Source organism: Stackebrandtia nassauensis DSM 44728 (genome assembly GCF_000024545.1).
Classification (GTDB): Bacteria; Actinomycetota; Actinomycetes; order Mycobacteriales; family Micromonosporaceae; genus Stackebrandtia; species Stackebrandtia nassauensis.
This window is the reverse complement of record NC_013947.1, coordinates 3,771,981-3,791,989: the sequence shown is the minus strand read 5'-3', so window position 1 is coordinate 3,791,989 and position 20,009 is coordinate 3,771,981. Positions and strand designations below refer to the sequence as shown.

The 20,009-nt window shown below is 66.6% G+C and carries 18 protein-coding genes; 9 read left to right on the top strand and 9 right to left on the bottom strand.

Annotation, left to right across the window (positions count from 1 at the left end; all coding sequences use genetic code 11):
- Positions 1-76: 76 nt before the first annotated feature.
- The 4 genes from SNAS_RS17650 to SNAS_RS17630 form a co-directional block, all read right to left on the bottom strand.
- The gene (locus SNAS_RS17650; RefSeq protein WP_013018810.1) at positions 77-409 is read right to left on the bottom strand and encodes a DUF6197 family protein; all 333 of its coding nucleotides are present in this window, start codon (positions 407-409) and stop codon (positions 77-79) included.
- Positions 410-584: 175 nt separating this feature from the next.
- Complete coding sequence (locus tag SNAS_RS17645) at positions 585-899, bottom strand: hypothetical protein (protein ID WP_013018809.1); 315 nt, start codon at positions 897-899, stop codon at positions 585-587.
- A gap of 36 nt (positions 900-935) precedes the next feature.
- Complete coding sequence (locus SNAS_RS17640; RefSeq protein WP_144300544.1) at positions 936-1,340, bottom strand: DUF6283 family protein; 405 nt, start codon at positions 1,338-1,340, stop codon at positions 936-938.
- A 364-nt stretch (positions 1,341-1,704) separates the two neighbouring features.
- The gene (locus SNAS_RS17630) at positions 1,705-2,034 is read right to left on the bottom strand and encodes a MerR family transcriptional regulator (RefSeq protein WP_244409033.1); all 330 of its coding nucleotides are present in this window, start codon (positions 2,032-2,034) and stop codon (positions 1,705-1,707) included.
- 610 nt (positions 2,035-2,644) lie between these two features.
- On the opposite strand from SNAS_RS17630, the gene SNAS_RS17625 reads away from it, so the two are divergent.
- Positions 2,645-3,076 carry an Hsp20/alpha crystallin family protein gene (locus tag SNAS_RS17625; protein ID WP_041626467.1) on the top strand — a complete coding sequence of 144 codons (432 nt, stop codon included), beginning with the start codon at positions 2,645-2,647 and terminating at the stop codon, positions 3,074-3,076.
- Between the two features lie 89 nt (positions 3,077-3,165).
- On the opposite strand, the gene SNAS_RS17620 is transcribed toward SNAS_RS17625, so the two are convergent.
- Positions 3,166-5,910 carry an ATP-binding protein gene (locus SNAS_RS17620; RefSeq protein ID WP_013018805.1) on the bottom strand — a complete coding sequence of 915 codons (2,745 nt, stop codon included), beginning with the start codon at positions 5,908-5,910 and terminating at the stop codon, positions 3,166-3,168.
- A 154-nt stretch (positions 5,911-6,064) separates the two neighbouring features.
- Here SNAS_RS17620 and SNAS_RS17615 point away from each other — a divergent pair, with 154 nt between their 5' ends.
- Complete coding sequence (locus SNAS_RS17615; protein WP_013018804.1) at positions 6,065-6,658, top strand: dihydrofolate reductase family protein; 594 nt, start codon at positions 6,065-6,067, stop codon at positions 6,656-6,658.
- 55 nt (positions 6,659-6,713) lie between these two features.
- Here the strand turns inward: SNAS_RS17615 and SNAS_RS17610 are convergent, their stop codons facing one another.
- From SNAS_RS17610 to SNAS_RS17595, 4 genes are all read right to left on the bottom strand, one after another.
- Positions 6,714-8,735, bottom strand: coding sequence for a hypothetical protein (locus SNAS_RS17610; RefSeq protein ID WP_013018803.1), 2,022 nt, complete (start codon positions 8,733-8,735; stop codon positions 6,714-6,716).
- Positions 8,732-9,061 carry a PadR family transcriptional regulator gene (locus tag SNAS_RS17605; protein WP_013018802.1) on the bottom strand — a complete coding sequence of 110 codons (330 nt, stop codon included), beginning with the start codon at positions 9,059-9,061 and terminating at the stop codon, positions 8,732-8,734. Before SNAS_RS17605 ends, SNAS_RS17610 begins: the two co-directional genes overlap by 4 nt.
- A gap of 106 nt (positions 9,062-9,167) precedes the next feature.
- Complete coding sequence (locus tag SNAS_RS17600; protein WP_013018801.1) at positions 9,168-10,049, bottom strand: hypothetical protein; 882 nt, start codon at positions 10,047-10,049, stop codon at positions 9,168-9,170.
- The gene (locus SNAS_RS17595) at positions 10,046-11,470 is read right to left on the bottom strand and encodes a DUF4153 domain-containing protein (protein ID WP_013018800.1); all 1,425 of its coding nucleotides are present in this window, start codon (positions 11,468-11,470) and stop codon (positions 10,046-10,048) included. Before SNAS_RS17595 ends, SNAS_RS17600 begins: the two co-directional genes overlap by 4 nt.
- A 107-nt stretch (positions 11,471-11,577) precedes the next feature.
- Here SNAS_RS17595 and SNAS_RS17590 point away from each other — a divergent pair, with 107 nt between their 5' ends.
- The 7 genes from SNAS_RS17590 (at position 11,578) to SNAS_RS17560 (ending at position 20,009) form a co-directional block, all read left to right on the top strand.
- On the top strand, positions 11,578-11,919 hold the full coding sequence (locus SNAS_RS17590) for a PadR family transcriptional regulator (protein WP_041625010.1): 342 nt from the start codon (positions 11,578-11,580) through the stop codon (positions 11,917-11,919).
- A complete protein-coding gene (locus tag SNAS_RS32930) occupies positions 11,912-13,399 on the top strand; it encodes a hypothetical protein (protein WP_144300543.1) in 1,488 nt (495 codons plus the stop codon). Before SNAS_RS17590 ends, SNAS_RS32930 begins: the two co-directional genes overlap by 8 nt.
- 86 nt (positions 13,400-13,485) lie before the next feature.
- Positions 13,486-14,334, top strand: a complete 849-nt coding sequence (locus tag SNAS_RS17580; protein ID WP_083787145.1) for a phytanoyl-CoA dioxygenase family protein — start codon at positions 13,486-13,488, stop codon at positions 14,332-14,334.
- A gap of 155 nt (positions 14,335-14,489) precedes the next feature.
- The gene (locus tag SNAS_RS17575; protein ID WP_211207197.1) at positions 14,490-15,473 is read left to right on the top strand and encodes a phage baseplate protein; all 984 of its coding nucleotides are present in this window, start codon (positions 14,490-14,492) and stop codon (positions 15,471-15,473) included.
- Between the two features lie 88 nt (positions 15,474-15,561).
- Positions 15,562-16,752 carry a serine hydrolase domain-containing protein gene (locus SNAS_RS17570; RefSeq protein WP_041625009.1) on the top strand — a complete coding sequence of 397 codons (1,191 nt, stop codon included), beginning with the start codon at positions 15,562-15,564 and terminating at the stop codon, positions 16,750-16,752.
- 81 nt (positions 16,753-16,833) lie between these two features.
- The gene (locus SNAS_RS32925; RefSeq protein WP_013018794.1) at positions 16,834-18,591 is read left to right on the top strand and encodes a serine/threonine protein kinase; all 1,758 of its coding nucleotides are present in this window, start codon (positions 16,834-16,836) and stop codon (positions 18,589-18,591) included.
- Positions 18,549-20,009, top strand: a complete 1,461-nt coding sequence (locus SNAS_RS17560; protein WP_244409032.1) for an integrin — start codon at positions 18,549-18,551, stop codon at positions 20,007-20,009. The genes SNAS_RS32925 and SNAS_RS17560 overlap by 43 nt, the downstream gene beginning before the upstream one ends.

The window sequence follows — 20,009 nt, the reverse complement described above, 5'->3', positions numbered from 1 at the left end:
ATACGTGACAAGTCTTGAAGACGGTGGGTGCCACATTGACGCCCACACCTGGATGGCTGGGTGGAACGTCGTCGGGTCACTGCGTCAGTGACTTGCGGCGTGCCGGGGCATGGTCAGCGGCCCGACGAAGGAGCCGAACGACGTCGCTTTTGGTGCGGCGGGAGTTGTCGTTCCACCACCACAGGTCCCAGCACGTAGCAACGTTCAACGCGGCGCGTAGGGCGGCCAGCGCATCGCGGTATTCATCGGTCAGATCATGCTTGTTCTCGCAGGCGGTGCACAAACCGCATACGGCCAACAGTGCCTTGTCCATGCAATAGCCCTCGGCGTCGGGATAGCAGTATCCGCCTCGCGTCCAGCCGCGCTGTTCTATCAAGTCAGCGGCACGGTGCAGGGCATGAACCGTCATCTTCTTCTCCCACAATCCATTTAGCTATGGCGTCGAGGACGCGCCCGGCAGGGCCCGGCATCCGTTGCCGGTGCCCACAGCAGAACGCCCGTGTCAGGTTACGGCAACATCCTCGCTGCCGCCTTCGTCGACGAGGCCCACACTGCCGGAGTCGACGACATCGCCGCAGCCGTTCTTATTCGCTGCTGATGAGGTCCGCGCAGTACAACGCGAACTTTCTGGTGTAATCGCCATGACCCACCGCACGTTCCTCAGCCCAGCGGACATGTGCTTCCGTGACAGGTGACAGTCCACGATCGACCCGAGCGCGATTGACGGCTTCATGCATGGCGCGGCGTTCGAAGGCGACCCACTCCGGGACGCCGCACGAATCCAGCCCCGCGCGTGCGCTCCGCTGCCGCTGCGCCGACGCCAACGTCTGCTCCAGCATCGTGATCCATTGCGCTTGCGTATGAAAACCGATCGCGCTTGACGGTGTTGGCATGGCCACCGCGTCTCCTTCAAGTAGATACCTATCCAGTGCGCTTCAGCACGAGTCAACGATGTCGAGTCCGTTGGCGCGGGCCATGTCGTCATGCGAGGCGTACAGCTCGGGCCAGTCCTCACCCGGCGCCAACGCCTCAGCAGCAATTTCGCCGCGTGCCACGCGCACGCGGACTTCCAGGTTGGCGTGGCCTTCCACGGCCAAGAACCCCGCGCAGGCCTTGGTGTCATGGTCTTCGCTGCCGCTCATGTGGCACGCGAACACCTTCTGCAGTGGACCCTGCCCTGCCCATGCCGACAAGTCAGGTTGCACGGCAGTATCAGCAGTGTGCTGGAACGCCTCAGGAGGAAACTTGCCCACTGGCGCTTCCTTCTTCCACGGACACTCCCGACATGGACGCTGCTGGTAACTGATCACCGCAGGGTCGCTCTCGCTGGCAGAAGGCATGGGATACCACCTCGACTCGAACCTGCTCAGAAACTTACCTCCTTCTCCTTGGTGCGCGCCTAGCCCACCGTTTCGCGCCACCCAGGCCGCGATTGAAACACCACCACGTGCGTGGAAAGCAGAAACCGTCAGGAGCGTTGAGTTACAGCGCGAAAGGAACGCCTTCACATGGGGATGGCCGCCCTAGTGGAGTGGATCCGAAGGATTCACGCTGACGGTGACGCGACCAGCACAAGTGCCGCACTTGCCTGTGACGCTTGGCGGTTGCCGACTCGCGGGCTGCGCACTACCCGTGGTTGTACTCGTTGTTGGCAGGGCGGTTCTTGCGGCACAGTGATTGCGCTGGTTGATCTGGGAGAGGCATTCATTGCCGGGGTTGGTTGCGGAGTCGTGAGATCTCGGTGTGCGCCTGCTCCAGCTGGTCCTGCAGATCAGTGATGCGGACGGCGGCGGCCAGGGTGTGGCCCTCGTCGAGTTGTTCTCGCAGCCTGACAATGAGGGTGACCTGGCGGCGGCTGTAGCGGCGGTGGCCGCCGGGGGAGCGCTGCGGAGTGATGATGTCGGCGGCGTCGAGGCTGCGCAAGAACGCCTGCTGGACGGTGAGCATGCGCGCCACCTGTCCGGTGGTGTACGTGGGGTAGTCCACGTCGTCGAAATTCGCGGCGTCCGGCAACGAGCCGTCGTCCTTCCTCAAGGCACATGTTCTGTGATCGTTCGCTAGAGGATACCTTAATTTGAGAGTTGACAAAACCTACAGTCAGCGATACAGTTTTTCGTCGAAGGTGTTGAACCGTGAAACGACCTGACGATCACTGATCCGGGGAGTGGAACCACGATGCCTGCGAAGTCGCGGCTAACGGCCGACCCGAGGTTCGTCGACGTGGTGTGCGTAGACGACGACTGGGTCGACGCTGAATTCGATGCCATCATCGCCGCGAACTTTCCGCAGGGCGCCATCCCCACTCCGCCGCGTCGCGGTCGTTGCGGGCGAGTTCCTTTTCGCCGCCCGCCACGGCGACACCACCGCCCTGAGCCGAGGCTCATCCCTCTGGCTGAGGGTTTGGCCCTGAGGCAGGCGCTCGCCTGGCCACGCGGGCCGCCGTAACGCGCAAATGGAAACCGACACGGCAAGAGAAAGGAGAACCGATACCACTGGTGCGGGCCGGATGCCTGAAAGGTCCTCCCCGGCTGGCATCCGGTCGGCACCCTGTATGCCGGATGGTTAGATCCACTAAGGACAATTGCCTGTACTGTTGTTTTCACGATTGGCGTATATCAATCACCACATCAGGAGGATGTTGATGATGTTGATGCGTACCGACCCGTTTCGGGAACTGGACCGTCTCGCCCAGCAGATGCTGGGTGTCAACGGCACCGCGTCGCGGCCCGCGGCCATGCCCATGGATGCCTACCGCACCGCTGACGACTACGTCGTCCGCTTCGACCTACCCGGTGTAGACGCCGAATCGATCGACTTGGACGTCGAACGCAACGTGCTCACCGTCAAAGCCGAACGACGCCCCGACTTCGGCGAGAACGACGACGTCGAAGTCGCCGAACGCCCGCGCGGCGTGTTCTCCCGCCAGCTGTTCCTCGGCGACACACTCGACACCGACAACATCAACGCCGACTACACCAACGGCGTCCTCACCTTGCACATCCCGGTGGCCGAACAAGCCAAACCACGAAAGATCGCCATCGGATCAACCACCCAACGCAAACAAATCAACGCCTAGGAATCCTTCACCACACCTGGGCCGCGCTGACAAGCGCGGCCCACAACTCACGGCGACCAACGCCGATCGCAGCAAGCCGGGCTTCGGCGTCACAGCGCGGGGGAGGAGGCTCCGAGAGCTTCCAGTTCGGTGCGTGCCTCGTCGCGGTGTTCCGGTATCAACATGAGGGTGCAGGCCCGTTCAAAGCGTGCACCTATCCGGTCCCATTGCGCCGCGACGCTGGCCAGGTGCTCGGGTTCCCCGGTCAGGCGCCCTCGCGCCCGTGCCAGACAGGCTGCCGCCCAACGGTTGTCGGCGGCGTGGTGGCTGGCGGCCGTAAGCAGTTCCCCGGCGTCGGGCAGGCCCGCGAACACGGCCAGTTCGGCAGCAGCGGCGCGTGCGTAACTCTTCCAGATGTGGCCGCCCACGGCTGGATGCGGCACCACCGTTTCGTCCTTGAAGGACGCGAACGCTCGCTTGACCATCGCACCGGCGTCGACCGTGTGTCCAGTGTGTACTGCTAGGCGGGCGTCGACGAACGCGATGCACGCCGCCAGTTCGATCGAGCCGGTCACGTCGTCGGTTTGGGCGACCCGCAGTGCCCGTTCCCGCCACCGGTGGCTGTGGCTGGTGCCGCGCAGGCCTTCGGCCAGTGCTGCCATCGCCACAGCGGTGGCCATCCAGCGGCGGGTGGGGGCGCCGTCGCGTTGCCACTCGTCCCACAGCGCTTCGGTGGCGGCGAGGGCTTCACCGAACCGGCCCGCGAGTACCGCGACCCGGATGCGTCGTGGCGCTGTGACGTAGGGGTGGCCCGCCAGCGGGTCCTGTGCCGCCGCGGTCTCGAGAATCGATGCGGCGGCGGGCAGATCGCCGGTCGCCACGGCGTGGGAGGTCGCGACGTGGAAAGTGTCGGTGATCTCGGTGGCGGCTGCTGGATCGTGACGCGGCAGCTCGGCAACGAGGCGCAGGCGCTCGGCCACGAACTCGCCGACCTGGGCGCGCCGCCCGGGATCCGTCATGGCGATGTCCAACGCGCCCAGCAACAGCAGCGGGTCGCCGAGTGCGCGCGCGAGTTCCAGGGCTTCGTCGGCGCCGGTGCCGTCGTTCCATGCCCGGGCGGCCGCGATCAGCGCCGCGGTGCGGGGGTCGTCCTGGGTGGCGTCGCGCATCGCGGTGGCCAACAGGCGGGCGCCGTCTTCTGGTGTCAGCCGCTGCGGGAACTCGCCGGGAAACCGCAGCGCGGTGATGAGGGCCGAGGCGGTGGCGGCGGCAGCGTCGTTGTCGAGGCCCGCCGCACGGGAACGGTTGGCCGCGGCCAGAAACAGATCGAAAGCCGCCGGGCCGTCGTACACGGCGGTGGCCACATTCGCGGCGGCGCACAGGTCTCGACCCGCCTGGCGGGCGTCGGGGGCGCGTTGGGCGGCGCCGGTGAAGTGCTCACGGGCTTCGCGGTTGAATCCATACGCGAAGGTCACTGTGGCCAGTGAGACGGCCAGGCGGTGTGCGGTGGGATCGGGGCTTGCCGCCGTTGAAGCCGCTGCCGCCCTGAGATCGGCGGCGACCGCGGCGAAATCGAGTTGCTCGTCGTCACCGAGCTCGGCTGCCAGGCGTGCGGCTGTCTGGGCTGCCCAGGCGATGTAGCGTTCCCGCACTCGCGAGTGCTCGGCCGGGTCGCGTCTTTGCGCGGCGAAGGCGCGCACGGTGTCGAGCAGTCGCCAACGGCCACGCCCGAACCGGCCGTCGCGCACCACCAGGCTGTCATCGGCGAGCCGACCGATCACGTCGGCGACGGCGCTGTCGTGCGTTGATGCGGTCGCCGCGGCGACCGCGGAAAGGTCGAAGGAACCGGTGAACACCGACAACGCCCGCAAGGCCGCCTGCGCCTCGGTGTCGAGCAGGTCGTAGCTCCAGGACATGACCGCGCTCAGCGACGAGTGTCTCGGATGGACGCCCCTGGTACCGCTGGCCAGCCGCAGCCGATCGCCCGCCGCCGCGCGTAGCCCCTCGGCGCCCAGCGAGGCAGCACGGGCCGCGGCGATCTCGACGGCCAGCGGCATGCCGTCCAGGTTGCGGCAGATGGCCGCCGCTGTCTGGGGGTCGATGTCGAGTTCGGCGTCGACAGCGCGGGCGCGATCGAAGAACAGTCGCACCGCGTCCGGTTCGATCGGTAGCGGCCCCAGCCGAACCACCTGCTCACCCGGTACGGCCAGGCGCCGCCGCGTGGTGGCCAGGATCGTCGTGTTAGGACACCGCTGCTGGACCATCGCGGCCAGGGCGGCGACATCGTCGACGACGTGTTCGCAGTTGTCCAGGACCAACAGGAACCTGCCCTGCTTGAGCCAGCCGACGATCGTGTGGTCCAGGGTCTGCGGCGGCCGCTCGGTCACGCCCAGGACCTGCGCCACCGCCACGGTCACCTGTCCGGGCCGCACAGGGACCAGGTCCACGAACGCCGCCCCGGCCGGGAACGCCGGTGCCACGGCGGTGGCGACCACGGCCGCCAGCCGGGTCTTGCCCATCCCGCCGGGCCCCATCAGGCTCACCAGCCGGGCGTCGGCCAACGCCGTCACCACGGCGTCGTGATCCGGCCGCCGCCCCACGAAGGTGGTGTGTCCGTGCGGTATGCCGATCACGGTTCCCGGCGACGGCGCATCCGGACGCGGCCCGGCGATCGCGGCCAGTGCCTGACGGTTCGCCGCGCCCAGTTTGCGCAGCAGCGACGACACATGGTTCTCGACGGTCCGCACCGAGATGTGCAACCGGTGGGCGATCTGGGCGTTGGTCAGGTGCTCGCCCAAAACGGCGAGCACCTCGGCCTCGCGTTTCGAGATGGGCCCCAGACCCGGTGTGTCCATACCGAAAGCATGCCCCAGTACCGGGCGGTTCGCGGGGGAGTGAGTGGTGAATGGGGGGCGAATGGGTGCCTGACACGGAGGCGCGGACCAGCTCGCGCGAGCAGGCTCTTTCTCGAGAGGTTCAAGCCTCGATCACATCGACCAAGGAGTCTTCATGAACACCGTTATCTTCGACATCAGCATGTCGCTGGACGGCTACATCAGTGCCGCCAACCGCACCGCCGACGAACCCAACGGCGAAGGCAGCCACGTGCTGCACGACTGGGTGTTCGCCGACGGCGACCCCGCCAACGAAGCCCTGGTGGCGTCCGGTTGGGACAACATCGGCGCGGTCATCGCCGGTCGCGCCACCTACGATTTGTCGGTGCCGTACTGGCAGGCGGACGGCCCCAGTGGACCGGCGCGCCGCCCGGTCATCGTGGTCACCCACAATGCGCCGCGACACAGTCCCGAAGACGGCGTCTACGAGTTCGTCACCGACGGCATCGAAGCCGCCCTGGCACGCGCCACGGCCGTGGCGGGCAATGGTGACGTCACGGTCATGGGCGGAGCCGCGCTGGGACGGCAGTTCATCGAGGCGGGGCTCCTCGACGAGATCAGCCTCCATGTGGCGCCGGTGCTCTTCGGTGACGGCACCCGCCTGTTCGAGACGATGAAGATCGACCACACCCGGCTTCAGGTGCGCGACGTCATCAACACCCCCGCGGCCACGCACCTTCGCTACCGGGTGCTCAAAGCCCACGTGTAGACCACTGACGGCTGCGGTTGCGCACCAGTGGGCCCGCCGCGTGTGCACCGCGCCGTCATGCCCCGACCGGGACGGTGACCATGGCGATCGTGCGGGGCGGTGGCAGCAGGATGTAGGCCGCCCCGATCCCGTAGCTGATACCCACAGTCAGGATCCCCGGCATGATCGACGAACCGTCGACGGGGTACCCGCCGTTTCCCGTCACGGTCAACAGTGGGCCGGTGATGAAGATCGACGCGAAGAAGCCGATCAGCAGCGTCGGTACCATCGCCACGGTGCTGAGGAGCGTGAGCGCGGTCCAGGTCCCGGTCGCCTTCGCGCGCTGCCGCACGCGTTCCCACCACATGAGTGCCAACAAGAACACCGCGAACGGCAGGCCCGCCAGCGTTCCGATCCACGCGACTGAGTCCGGCACGCCGCTGAACATCGCCAAGCTCCCCAATAGACCTGCCGGAACGACCATCGTCGCTGCGGCGGTGAGCCGGGTTGGGCCGTGACGTCGAGCCGCCAGCGCGCTCGCCGAGGCCACGAGGGCCAACAGCGCCGTAACCGCGACGGTCACGGCGGGAAATATCGCCGGTGTCGCCGAGGTGCCGCCGGATTCGGCGGTGGTCGACGGCGAGGTCGACTGCAGCAGCATTGCCGGAGCGCACAACGCTGCGACGACGGCGATTCCGGTGGCAGCGCGCCGGTTCGCCCGCTCCTGCGGCGGGGCGATGAGCAGGGTTCGGCCGAGCCACCACGTGAATGCCGTGATCACCACGCCCGCGCCTAGCGCGCCGTACAGGCCGGTGCGGCCGACCTGATCGGTCGCGTCGAGGATCGTGTCGGCTGTCAGCAGTCCGACGCCGGTCACTGTTGCCGGTAGGAACGGCCGTCCGCGTCCCACCAGGGCGAGGGCCAACGCGGTGGCGACTACCGTGATGGCGGCCAGGCGCAGTTCGACAGACCACATCAGGAACTGGGGATCTCCGGTGTCGGTCAAAGGATCGGCCGCCGGTGGGGTGAACGCGACGGCGATCGCCCATGTGACCAGGCCGAGTCCCATTATCGCCAGTGCGAATCCGGCCCGGGCGGTTGACGCGGCGGGTGCGGCGGCGCCGGAGCGCACCACTGGCGGTACGGGACGGACCGTGGCCCGGCAGGACCGGATGACGTAGAACAGCGTGAACGTGGTGGCGGCAAGCATGCTCGGCATCAGCGAGGTGAAACTGAGCGTCCCCAGCTCGGGGCTGAGTCCGGCGGGTTGCAGGAACGATGCCGGAAACAACAGCGGCGCGGTGGACGCACTGATCGCGGAGTCCGGCAGCCCCAACTGTTCCCGCATCACCAGGGCTGGCGGCAGGGCGAGTACTTCGAGGAGGACCAGGCCGGCCGCGATCCCCAGCCACCGCGCGGTTTTCACCCGATCACGACGGGCCGACCACACCGCCCACAACAGCAGCGGAACGACGGCGACCATCCACAACAGCGGGGACGTCCACAGTGTCGACTGTGTCTCGCCGCCTTCGGAGGCGAAGCCGGAGATGGACAGCCAGGTTGCCAGCATCCCGGCGCCGACCGCCAGTGTGGCGGTGACGACGGACAGCGCGCGGGCGGTCTTGTGGCGTGGCTGTCGCGAGGGTGGCAGATGAGCGCCAAGGGCGTGACCCAGCATGGCCGACGCCGCCACCAACGCCAGGATGAACGCCACCGTGACAACGTTTGGCCACAGTAGATCGCCACCGCTGAGGTTGACGAACACGACGCCCAGCATCCGTGGCTGCCCCACCACGAGTGAGCAGCCGGCACCGAAGGCGAACAGCACCGCGAGCGGCAGCAGCCTCCGTCCCCACCCGGGCAGGGACTCGCGCCAGCCTGGTGTCTGGTGGCGTTGGCCGCCCGGTGGTGACACGGCGAGACTGAAGGCGAACCTGAACTGGCCGAAGGCTCGTTGGAGGGCCGACTTCGACTCCTGGTTCCTGATGGCGTACATCTCCGCGCTCCATTCTCGATACCTGTCCTCGCGCAGTCGTTCGGGCCAGCGGTCGCGGGCCAGCCGCAGGAGTAGCTCGGCCATTTTGTCGATCACCGTCATGTGGTCCTCGGCTTTCCCAACGGCCCCAGCGCCTTGGACAGCCGCTCGTGCACGGCGGCCAGTTCGGTGCGGGCGGCCTTGGCGCCGTCGGGAGTCAGCCGGTAGTACCGCCGTGCTGGCCGGGCGGTCGCGCCGGCCTCGACCTTTTCCCAGGAGGCGGTCAGCCAGCCGGCCTCCTCCAGCCGGTTCAGGATCGGATAGAGGGTTCCGCTGGCCAGGTCGCTGTCGCGCATGAGATCCATGCCGTAGCGGTCGGCGTCGACGTCTTCGATGAAACACGTCAGCACCCGTACCACCGTGGTGGTCAGTTTCAGCCTTTCAACCATGTAGCAACTCTACATAGCCTTCGCTAGAGTTGCTACATAGTCATTGGGCTGGGGTTATAGCCGATTGTGACAGGTTGACTAACGAATCGGTGCGGCGAATCAGGTGTTACGGGGGTTTTATTGGCAGGGCCAGTGCGATGGTGGCGAGTTCTGAAAAGGATAGTGAAGGGGCGTGGCCGGCGGTGTAGGCCGCGTCGCGCACGACCACGGCCGAGCCGTCGATCCGGTATAGCACCGCGAAGTGTTCGGATCCTTCCGCCCGACGTTCGGGTTCGGACTCGGCGAGTTTGGTGCGTCCCGTGACGAACCGAAGTTTCTCACCGTTGGGTCCCTTCGCCCGGGTTATGTCGCATGTGGAGGTCTTGAATGTCGGCAGTTTGTAGCCGCACGCGGTCAGGTCGAGCGCGCCCCCGGTGTCCTTTGTGTAGGTTCTCGGGGGGATGATCCACAGGTCCAGGATGTCGGGGTGGGTGGCGTCGTCGAATTGGACCATCACCGAGTCGTAGCTGTCCGCGTCAGGACTGACGGGATTGTCTTTCCCGATCGATTGGTGCAGGCCGAGGACTGTCCTGGTGTACACGGCGCCCCCATAGGACTCGAAGGGGACGTATTCCGCGGGGGCGACCTGGTCGAGGGTTTGGCTTTCGCGCGTGAACCAGCCGGTGTCGGTGACCGGACCGGGCATCTCGGCGTGGCCGTCAGAGGTCGTGTCCCGAGGTGTGACCCCCGGATACCGCTGTGCGAAGTGCTTCCACAGCGCGGCAGTGTAGGCGGCAGCGGTGCTGTCGGGCGGCTTCGGTTTGCCGGAACTGGTGATCCACGGTTCGCCGGGGTTCCAGACTTGCGGGGTGTCGGGGTCGAATGAGGACGGCACGATCGCCGTTGGCGCGATGGCTGGCGGCAGCATGGTGATCACGGTGATCAGTGCGGTGGTCAGGAGGGTGATCGTGGCGGTGATGTCGGCCAGCCGAGCGGGGGTGGGTGTCATGACGGGAACTCCGTGGTGCAGGTGAGGATGTGCCCTTCGCGCAACATCTGGCGGGCGTGTTGTCGGCTCATATTGAGGCCGTACCAGGGGTCGGGCTGCTCCAGTTGTTGCGACAGCCTTTGCAGGGCACAGGATCGCGCGGGTTCGGGGAGGGTGTCGATTTCGTCGATCGCGTCGGCCGACAGTTGTGACAAGAAGGCGATGTCCAGCGGGTAACCGTCCTCCACTCTGTTCATGTGGGTGCGCGCCATCATGGCCTCCGGGTTGATGACGGCCACCCCCAGCAGCACGCAGACGCCCGCGGCGGCAACGGTTCGGGGTAGCCACCGGGCACGCGGACGCGTTCCGGCGATGAGGATGAGGACGAACACCAGCCCCAGCCACAGTTCGACGGCGAAGCCCACGAGGCGGGGACCGTTGAACCCGTAGGCGTCGACGTACAGCATCAGGCGCGTCAGGGCGGATGCGACGATGACCAGCGTCATCACGCACAGCGCACCCCCGAATCCGCGCAACAGTGCGCGTTCTCGGGCTGTCGTCCGGCCCGCTACAAGTGACAGTGCTATCACGACGCCCAGGGTCAACACGGTGACGACCGCCAGCTGGGCGAAGCCGTCGCGCGCGAAGTCGGCGTAGTCGGGGCCGGATTGTCCGAGTACGTATTCCTTGCCCGCGAACAGTCTCGGCACCTGTGTCGTCACGAAGACGGCGAACAGCGCGTCCAGCATCACCAGTGGGATGAGCCATTCGGTCAGCCCGCGGGTACTTCTCTCGCTGGCCGAGGGCGTCGTATCCACGGTGGCGGGTGTGTGGGCGAGTCGGATCGCGCCCAGGGCCAGGATTCCCGCGAGCGCCAAGCCCGACACCGCCCGGGGAAGGCTTCGTGTCCACCCTTCCAGCAGTCGCGCGAATGCCGGGTCGGCGGACCGGAACAGCAGGCCGAACACCACCACCAGTACGACGCCGCTGCCGAGGCCGATCGTGATCCGCCACCATCGGCGCGAGGTGGTTCCGCCAGGGCCGTTGCGGGGCAGCAGCGCCCAAACCCCGGCGCCGGGTAGTGCGGTCAATCCGCGCGCGAGGCCGCGCCAGGTGGTACCGCCGGCGAGGGCGAATGAGCCGAGGGCCGTGGCGACGGCCAGGCACAGCACCACCAGCCAGGCGGCGTCGCGTAGGGCGGCGACCGCGACCAACGCGAGTGCGGTGCATCCGGCGCCGCCTCGCCACCATCGCTCGCCCGTACTCGTTCGGCCGGGACGGTGTCCGATTCGGCTCGCGCCAATGGCGGCCATTGTGGTCAGTGCGACCAGCAGCCAGCCGACGCCCGACTGCCACACGGGCAGGGCCAGGGCACCGACCAGGGCGGTGATCGCGACCGCGATCCCCGCGCGTGGGTTTCGGGCCAAGTTCGAGGTGTTCATGGCACTCCATAGATCGTCGGACGATATATAGCGGCGAACGATATCAATCGGCTCGACAAGTCCATGGGTCGGGGGGCGATATATGACGGCTGAAGTACGATGGGGCCATGAGCGCGCCCATGCAGGAGCCGACCTTTTTGATCCTCGCCTCGCTGGCCGAGCAAGCCCTGCACGGATACGGGGTGATTCAAGCGGTGGCGAAACTGTCCGACAACCGGGTCAAACTGCCGCCCGGCACCCTGTACGGCGCATTGGAACGACTCACCGGCCAGGGCTTGGTGGCCGCCGACCGTGAAGAAGTCACCGACGGCCGCCTGCGCCGCTACTATCGCCTGACCGACGAGGGTGCCGAGGTTCTCTCCCATGAGGCGCGGCGGTTGTCGAGCAACGCCGAGGCCGCCATGGCGGGATTGCGGCGCGGTGGCCGAACCGGGCTCGCCCATGGCTGACGACGTACTGGAACGGCGCTACCGCAGACTGCTGTTCGCCTACTCGGCGGAATTCCGGACTCGAAACGGCGACGAGCTCGTCACCACCCTCATGGACTGCGCCAAGCCGGGGCAACGGGTGCCAAGACCATCCGAGGCCATCGACCTCATCGCCAGCGGACTACGGCAACGACTGGGCCTCAACATGATCCCCGGTTTTCCCGAAGGTCTCGCCAACGCCGCACCGATCGCGCTGGCCCTGGCCACCGGCCTGGCGGCCCATGTGTGGTGGCAGCTGGAGCCCACGGGACCGCACAGCGGGTTTCGAACCCTCGGGCTACTGGCCTTCGCCGTCTGGCTACTTGCCGGACTGGCCGCCGCGCTGCCATCGCGACGGGTGGCGCGCGCCGCGATCGGGTTTGCGCTGACGGTCACGATCGTGGTGATTCCGGTGCTGGCCGCGCTGACAACTTACGATCGGCCTCCATTGTGGGTGCTAATGGCGCTGGCCGGATTCGGCGCCATCGCGTTCGGCGGAACCGGTGTGGCGGCGGGAGCTCCCACCTGCCTGCCGGTTGACATCCGACTCGCGGTTCCCGCTGGTGCGGTGGCATTCGCTGCGACCGCCTGGGCGATCACTCAGGCCTTTCCGCCAAACGCCGGTGACTACTACGAACCGCTGATCACGCGCGTGGGAATGGTCGCCACCGCGACGGTACTGACGGTCGCGGCCATCGCCACCGTCCGATTGCTACTGCGGCGTACCGACGGGAACTGGTGGCTGTGGACGGCGGCACTGCTCGGCGTCCCCACCGGCTGGCTCGGACCGTTCGACACTTTCGGTGACATGACCGCGGCGGGCGCTTTCCCCCACTTCGGACGCCTAGCGCAGGTGTTGTTCGCGACCTGTATCGCGGCCGCCACCCTGTGGTGGCTGGCGAGAAGCCGGGTGACAGCGAAGCGGTCCGGCTCGCCACGGACACTGGCTCAGGCCGGCGCGATCACCATCGGTTGCGCGGCGGGGCTGTCTTTCGGAATCCCCGTCATCGTGGGGGCCACACCCTGGCCTGTCACCGCGACCTCGATCGTCCTCGTCGTCGCCGGACTCGCCGCGTGGACGCCGTCACGCGCAGTCCACCACTGGGCGGCGCTGCTGGGATCGGCCGTGGTGACCGTTCCGGTCACCTGGCTGGTCGCCGTATACGCCAACGACTGGAGCACCCGCGACTGGAACGACCCCGCCTACACCGCGACCCTGGTGGCCACCGTCGCGTTCGTACCCTTGACGATCGGGGCGCTGGCCGCGGTGCGCGTGCTTCGTCACCATCCGACATCGACACACGAACCCCGGTGGGCGCCCATCCTTGTCGTGGTCGTATCCGTGGGGTGGCTGAGCTTGTGGACCCTGCCACACCTGCCATCGTGGGGACCGGCAATGCTGGCACTGGCATCGTGCGTCGCCGCACCCTGGCTTTCCCGGAGACGACACACGCCCCGTTGAGGGCCAAACAACCACGGCATCCTCCCGACGGCATGTGAGTCCTCGCCGTGGGGTCAGTGTCATCGGGGACGGTATGGTCGTGGACTGTGACAGCTACGACCTCTCCTCGTAAGGGCCAGCAAGCACGAGCATTCGCCGACGAAGGCTTCGCCGTCCTACCCCGACTGTTGACGGGGGAGTTGCTGCACCAAGCGAAAGCCGCAGCTGACAGCGCCGTGGCCAGCCCCGCTGGGATTTCCTGCGAGCGCCCCAACAACACCTTGGTGCCGCTGCGATGGGACGACGAACTGGTCAACCTTGTCCTGGCTGGACATACCCGCATCGCGCAGGCGATCGGGGCCGAGGATCTGCGGTGGATCTCCGGCTACGTGAGTGTCAAGGAACCCCACAGCCCACCATTGTGGTGGCACCAGGACTGGTGGGCGTGGGACCACCCGGTCTCGTTCCAACGAGAAGCACCTCAGGTCGCGCTGTTGTGCTACCTGTCCGATACGACACAGACCACCGGCGCGCTTCGAGTCCTGCCCGGCTCGCACGCCGCGAGCACGCCGTTGCACCGCATACTTCCCGAGGCCCACAGCGACGAGTCGACCGGACTCGACCTCCACCACCCGGCGATGGTCGATCAGCCGCACCAGGTCACGCTTGAACTACGTGCCGGAGACGCGGTCATCACCGACTACCGTCTCCTGCACGGCACTCACGCCCATGCCGCCGACCATCGCCGCGACTGCGTCATACTCAACTTCGCCCCGGCCTGGAACACGCTGCCCGCCGACATTCGCGGACACCTGATAAGCCACTCGGCATTGCCGCGACACGACGAACCAGTCACGCCCACCACGGTGACCGCGCTGTTGCCGTCCTTCGACGGTCCCCGCCGCGACCTACCCCTCAACCGCAACGCCCCGGCGACCTTCGAAACCACATCCTGAACGCCAAGGCGACGGGAGGCACGGCTTTGCGACCGTGACTCGTGCAGAAATCGTGGTGATGGGCGACATCGTGTGCGGTGACATCGACTGAAGGGTAGGAGTCCATCATGGCCGCACGGTTGTCCCGACGAGGTTTGCTGAAAATAGGTGGCGGCGTGGCCGCGGCGGCTACCGCTGCCGGGCTGGCAGTGTACGGCGGTGCGGCGACCTCACACGCGGAGGTGCCGTCCTCGCCGAAGTTCGTCCTCAATGGCGCTGGCGGAAACCCGGTGTGGCGTAAGAAGCTGCACATGCCCAAGGGCTGGGCGATGCAGATGTTCGGGTTCGACACCGCCAAAGGGCACATGTACTTCGTCCAGCACCAGGCACCCACCGACCCCGACAACCCCGGCGACCTGTGGATCACCCGCACCGATATGGCGGGCAAGGAACTGGGCGCGATGTTCCTGCGCAAGTTCGGTCACGGTTCCGGGATGGTCGTGGAGCCGACCAGCGGCGCGCCCAGGATCTGGATCGAGGGCAGCGACCTGAACCCGGTCAACGGAGCCGGGGAGAAGGGCTGCTACCTGACCTATAAGGACGGGGCAACCGTCGACTACGTGGACGACAACCACCTCATCACCGACAGAACCCCGACCATCGACAGTTTCGCCAAACTGCCCCGCCCCGCCTATGACCCGCTCTACAACCGGCTCTTGTACCGCTACGCCACCCACGAACCAGCGCAACGCGTGTGGCGCATCGCCCTGTTCTCCATGGAGGACGCGAAGAACGGCCGTCTGGGCCAAGGCAATCGCATCGCCGAGCGCGCGATCCCCAACAACGCCGAGCTGGGTCTGTCCGACAAGGACTACTTCCAGGGAATCGTTCCCTGCGGACAGTACGCTTACCTGCTTTTCGGCAGAGGCAACTCGAAGTCCTGGATCGTCGTCCTCGACATGAACGACACTGGCGGGTCCATGGTCGAGAAGTTCGAAACCAGGGCGGGAGCCTCACTGCCCGGCCGCGAACCCGAGGGCATCTCGATCTGGATGGTCGACGGCAAGCCCCGGTTGGCCTTCGGGTTCTCGTCGAAGATCGGGACGGACCCGACGGCGACGTTCGAGGCCAGCGTGTTCTACAAGAGCGAGTTCGTCTGATAGAACACGGGAATCTCGTTTCGGCTGTCACCCCCTGGATCTAGTGTTCTCGCATGACTCGCGAATGGACGAGTCGCAGAGGAGGCAGATGGTTATGGGTGGTTTCTCGTCGAAAGGGCTGGCTCGGGTGCGCGAGTTGCTCGAGCGTCTCGTCGAATCCGGCTTCGTCCCGGGTGCCGCCGTCGTTGTGGCTCGCCACGGCGAGGTACACCTCGAGGCGACGGGCCAACTGGCGTTCGAGGGCGCGGGGTCGACGACGCCGATGGCAGGCGACACGATCTGTCGCATGACCTCGATGACGAAGCCGATCGTGGCCGCGTGCGCGATGACGCTCGTCGACGACGACACCCTGCGCCTCGATGACCCGGTCGACGACCTCCTCCCGGAGCTGGCGGACATGAGGGTGTTGGCCGACCCCGACGGTCCACTGGACGCCACCGTCGCGGCCAACCGCCCGACAACGCCACGGGATCTGCTGACCTTCACCCTCGGCACCGGCATGGTCCTGGCCGAGCCCGGAACGGTCCCGATCGCCGACGCGCTGGACACCCTCGGCGAGCCGCCGCCGGATGAGTGGATCCGTCGACTGGGCGCGCTTCCGCTGGTCCACCAACCGGGTGAGCGCTGGCTGTACGACACCGGCGCCGACGTGATGGGCGTGCTTATCGCCCGGGCCGCCGGTAAATCCCTTGGGGACGCTTTGCGCGAGCGGATCTTCGATCCGCTCGGGATGAGGGACACCGCCTTCAGCGTGGACGGCGACAACCTCGGCCGGTTCGCCACGGCATACGAGCGCGACAACGCCGCCACCGGTGAACCGGTAGTCGACGACCGCCCCGACGGGCAGTGGAGCCGACCGCCGGTGTTCGCATCCGGTGGCAGCGGCCTCGTCTCGACCGCCCACGACTACCTCGCCTTCGCCACGGCGCTGCTGGCGGGCGGCGTCCATCGTGGTGAGCGGGTGCTGTCGCGGCAGTCGGTGGAGTCGATGACCACCGATCACCTGACCCCGGCCCACAAGGCGGTTTCCGGGTTCTGGCCGGGCTACTTCGACACCATGGGCTGGGGTTTCGGCATGTCGGTCATCACCGGCCACTCCGACCATGGCCACTCGGTGGGAAGCTACGGATGGCCCGGCAAGTACGGCACCGCCTGGTACAACGATCCCGCGAAGGATCTGACCGCGATCGTCGTCATGCAGCGATCGCACGCGGGCGACCAGAGACTGCCGATGTGGCTCGACCTGTGGACCGCCGTCCACCAGGCAACCGACGATTAACCGCGAACCGCGGCCACGACGCGGCGTCGGTTCTTCGGGTTGGGACACGGAGTGCGTTTCATGGAACAATGAGACATCGGCATGTCTGAAGAAGAGGACTTCGGGTTGACCGGCACAGACGTGGTGGCCGAGCGGTATCGGTTGGAGAAACGCATCGCATCGGGTTCGATGGGCGAGGTGTGGCGCGCCGAGGACATGCGTCTACATCGCACTGTCGCGGTGAAACTGTTGCACACGGGATTGTCGGACAACCAGCAGTTCCGCCAGCGCTTCGCCGAAGAGGCCAGGCTGGTCGCAGGCCTCAACAGCCCGCACGTGACCACAGTGCACGACTACGGCGAAGACCACACCGACGCCGGAGTGCGGTCGTACCTGGTGATGGAGCTGGTTCACGGCCGTCCCCTGGACGAGATCCTGGCCGAACGCGGAACCCTCACCGTCGCCGAGACGATCCGCGTCGTCCGCGAAGCCGCCGAGGGTCTGCAGGCCGCTCACGAGGCCGGGATCGTGCACCGCGACGTCAAACCGGCCAACATGTTGATCACCGATGACGGCGCGGTGAAACTGATCGACTTCGGTATCGCCCGGGCCCGTGGCACCGCGGGCCTGACCGAGACCGGCAGGATCATGGGCACCTTGGCGTATGTGTGTCCCGACCAGATCGCCAACGACGACCCGGCACCCAGTATGGACATATACTCGCTGGGCGTGGTCGCCTACGAGTGCCTGGCGGGTCGTCCGCCGTTCGTGTCCGAAACCCCCGCCTCGGTTCTCAACGCCCACCTGACCGAACCGCCCCCGGCGCTCGGCGACGACGTTCCGGAACCGGTGTCGCGGGCGGTGTTGAATGCACTGCGCAAAAAGGCCGAACACCGCTGGTCCACTGTTGAACAGTTCGCCCACGAGATCGCCAAACCGCACCTCGACGTCCCGCTCGTCGATGCGCTGCCCGTCGGCGACCCAGCCACCGACACCGGCCACGATGTGGCCGCGACACCGCTGCCGACCGCCGCCATCCCGACCGGCAAGCGGCCGCGACGAGACCCACGGGTGCTGGTCGCCGCCGTGGTGACGATCGCCTTGCTGGCGGTCGTGCTGTGGTCCCTGCCATGGCAACCCGGCCGAGACTCCCAAACCGACCACGACGCCAACCAGTCACCCGGGCAAGCCGCCGAATCCAGCCCATCCCGTGAGAGCACCAGCGACGACCCCACCGAGTCCACAAGCGACGACGAGGCCGCGGCCGACAACCCCACCGCCGACGACGCGCCCACCGACACCGACTCACCCACCGACTCCGACGACGGCGGCAGCATGGCGGTGCCCGACCTCAACGGCAAGGGCGCCAAAGCCGTCCCCGCGATCCTGGAAAAACACGGCTTCCACCACTCCCAACCCGTGGAAACCGGCCCGCACGACGGCTACAAGAAATGCGTCGTCTACCAGCAATCCCCGAAACCCGGCAGCCACGTCACCCCCGACACCACCATCACCTACTACTACGCCACCGAGAAAGCCGCCTGCGACAAGACCACGGCCCGAGTCACCAACACCGCCGGTTTCCTCGCCGCGCCAGCGACCGCTGTCGCGTTCTGGCTGGCCTCCCGGCGATCACCGCCCATCCGAGATCAATCTTTAGGGTCTTTCGGCGGTCGGCGCAACCCGGCGACAGTCTGTGACGTTGAGGCTGAGAGGGGGTTGTCGGCACTCGCCCTCTGGTTACCCGTTCGTGGCCGTCACGGCCACTCGTTTCCTGGAGTGCGGTCATGCCAACCAGAGCCGCGAAGCGACCATTCTTGTCCATTCTGCTCGCCGTATCGCCGATGGCGCTGGTGTTGATGGCGGTACCGGCTTCAGCCGGAGATCACATAACCGACCCCATCGACGACTTCGACTGCGACGACCAGCGAGACGCCGTCGATCCCGATCGATACGCCACGGTCAACGGTCACACGAACGCCGGGGCCATCACGATCCAAGTCAGCGGCGACGGCGGGATCATGACATTGACACAGGCGAGTCCGGGCATAGCGGGAGGCCCAGAAGAGGATGACCTCTTCAGTTCCATCTACACCTCGTTCGACGACAACGGCGACGGCTGCGACGATCTCGTCATCGCGGCACCGTTCGAGGACCTGGTGGCCGGCAACGGTTCCGAAGCGACGGACGCCGGAATGATCTGGATCGTGCCCGGCTCCCCCGACGGACTGCGGCCCGAAGAATCCCGCGCCGTTAACCTGCACACCCCGGGGATCCCCGGCGCGGTAGGGAAATTCCATCGCTTCGGTCTGTCCTTGGCGGGCGGCAACACCATCACCCACGAGCCGTATCTGCTGATCGGCGCTCCGGGCTACACCGTCGGCAAAACCGGATACGCCGCCGGAGCCGTGTACTACGCACGGGGCGACGAGACGTATCAGTTGACACAGGACAGTTCGGGTGTACCGGGAGTGGCCGAGCCCAGAGACTACTTCGGGGAGTACATCGTCGCCACCAACCGGTACATCGCGGTCAGCGCTCCCGGAGAGGCCATTGGAGACAGATCCAGTTCCGGTATGGTGCATGTCTTCATCCACACGATCACCGACGCTCACCTCAGGTCGCTGAGCAGTTTCCACCAAAACACCGACGGGATTTACGGTGTCGCGGAGTCCGGTGACCGGTTCGGGGGTTCACTGTCGATCATCAACTACCAGCACACGCTCGATGCTCCGATCGGCGCCGCGATCTCGGTGGGTACTCCGGGCGAACAGGTCGGTGCCGGTGGCAGGACCTACAACGGCATGGCACACCTGATACGGCACGACAACACCGGAGAGCCGGTGCAGCAGTCCTATGTGCATCAGGATCTGCCGGGTGTCGACGGGATAGTCGAGGTCCACGACAGGTTCGGCTTCAACACCGTCGTGAGCGCCACCACGTCGTCAGATATCGGTACACCGTCGACGACGGCCTGGACTGTCGCATCCTGGGAACTGCCCGACGAGGACGGCGGTGACGGCTACAACGACCCGCAGGTACAGGTCTTCCCCGCGACGGGCGATCCCGGCGACAACGACCACACCATCGCCCACGACGACTACGGCCTGCCGCTGCTGACCGTCCAGGACATCGAATCGCTCCAGGCCAGCTACACCTACCTCTACATAGGAGTACCCGGGCTTCCCGGACAACCGTCCGAGGTCTACGGGATCCCGTGGCAGAACGTGCTGGGCGGCCAAAACGCACCCGTCATCAAGATCCGCGTCCAGCCGTAA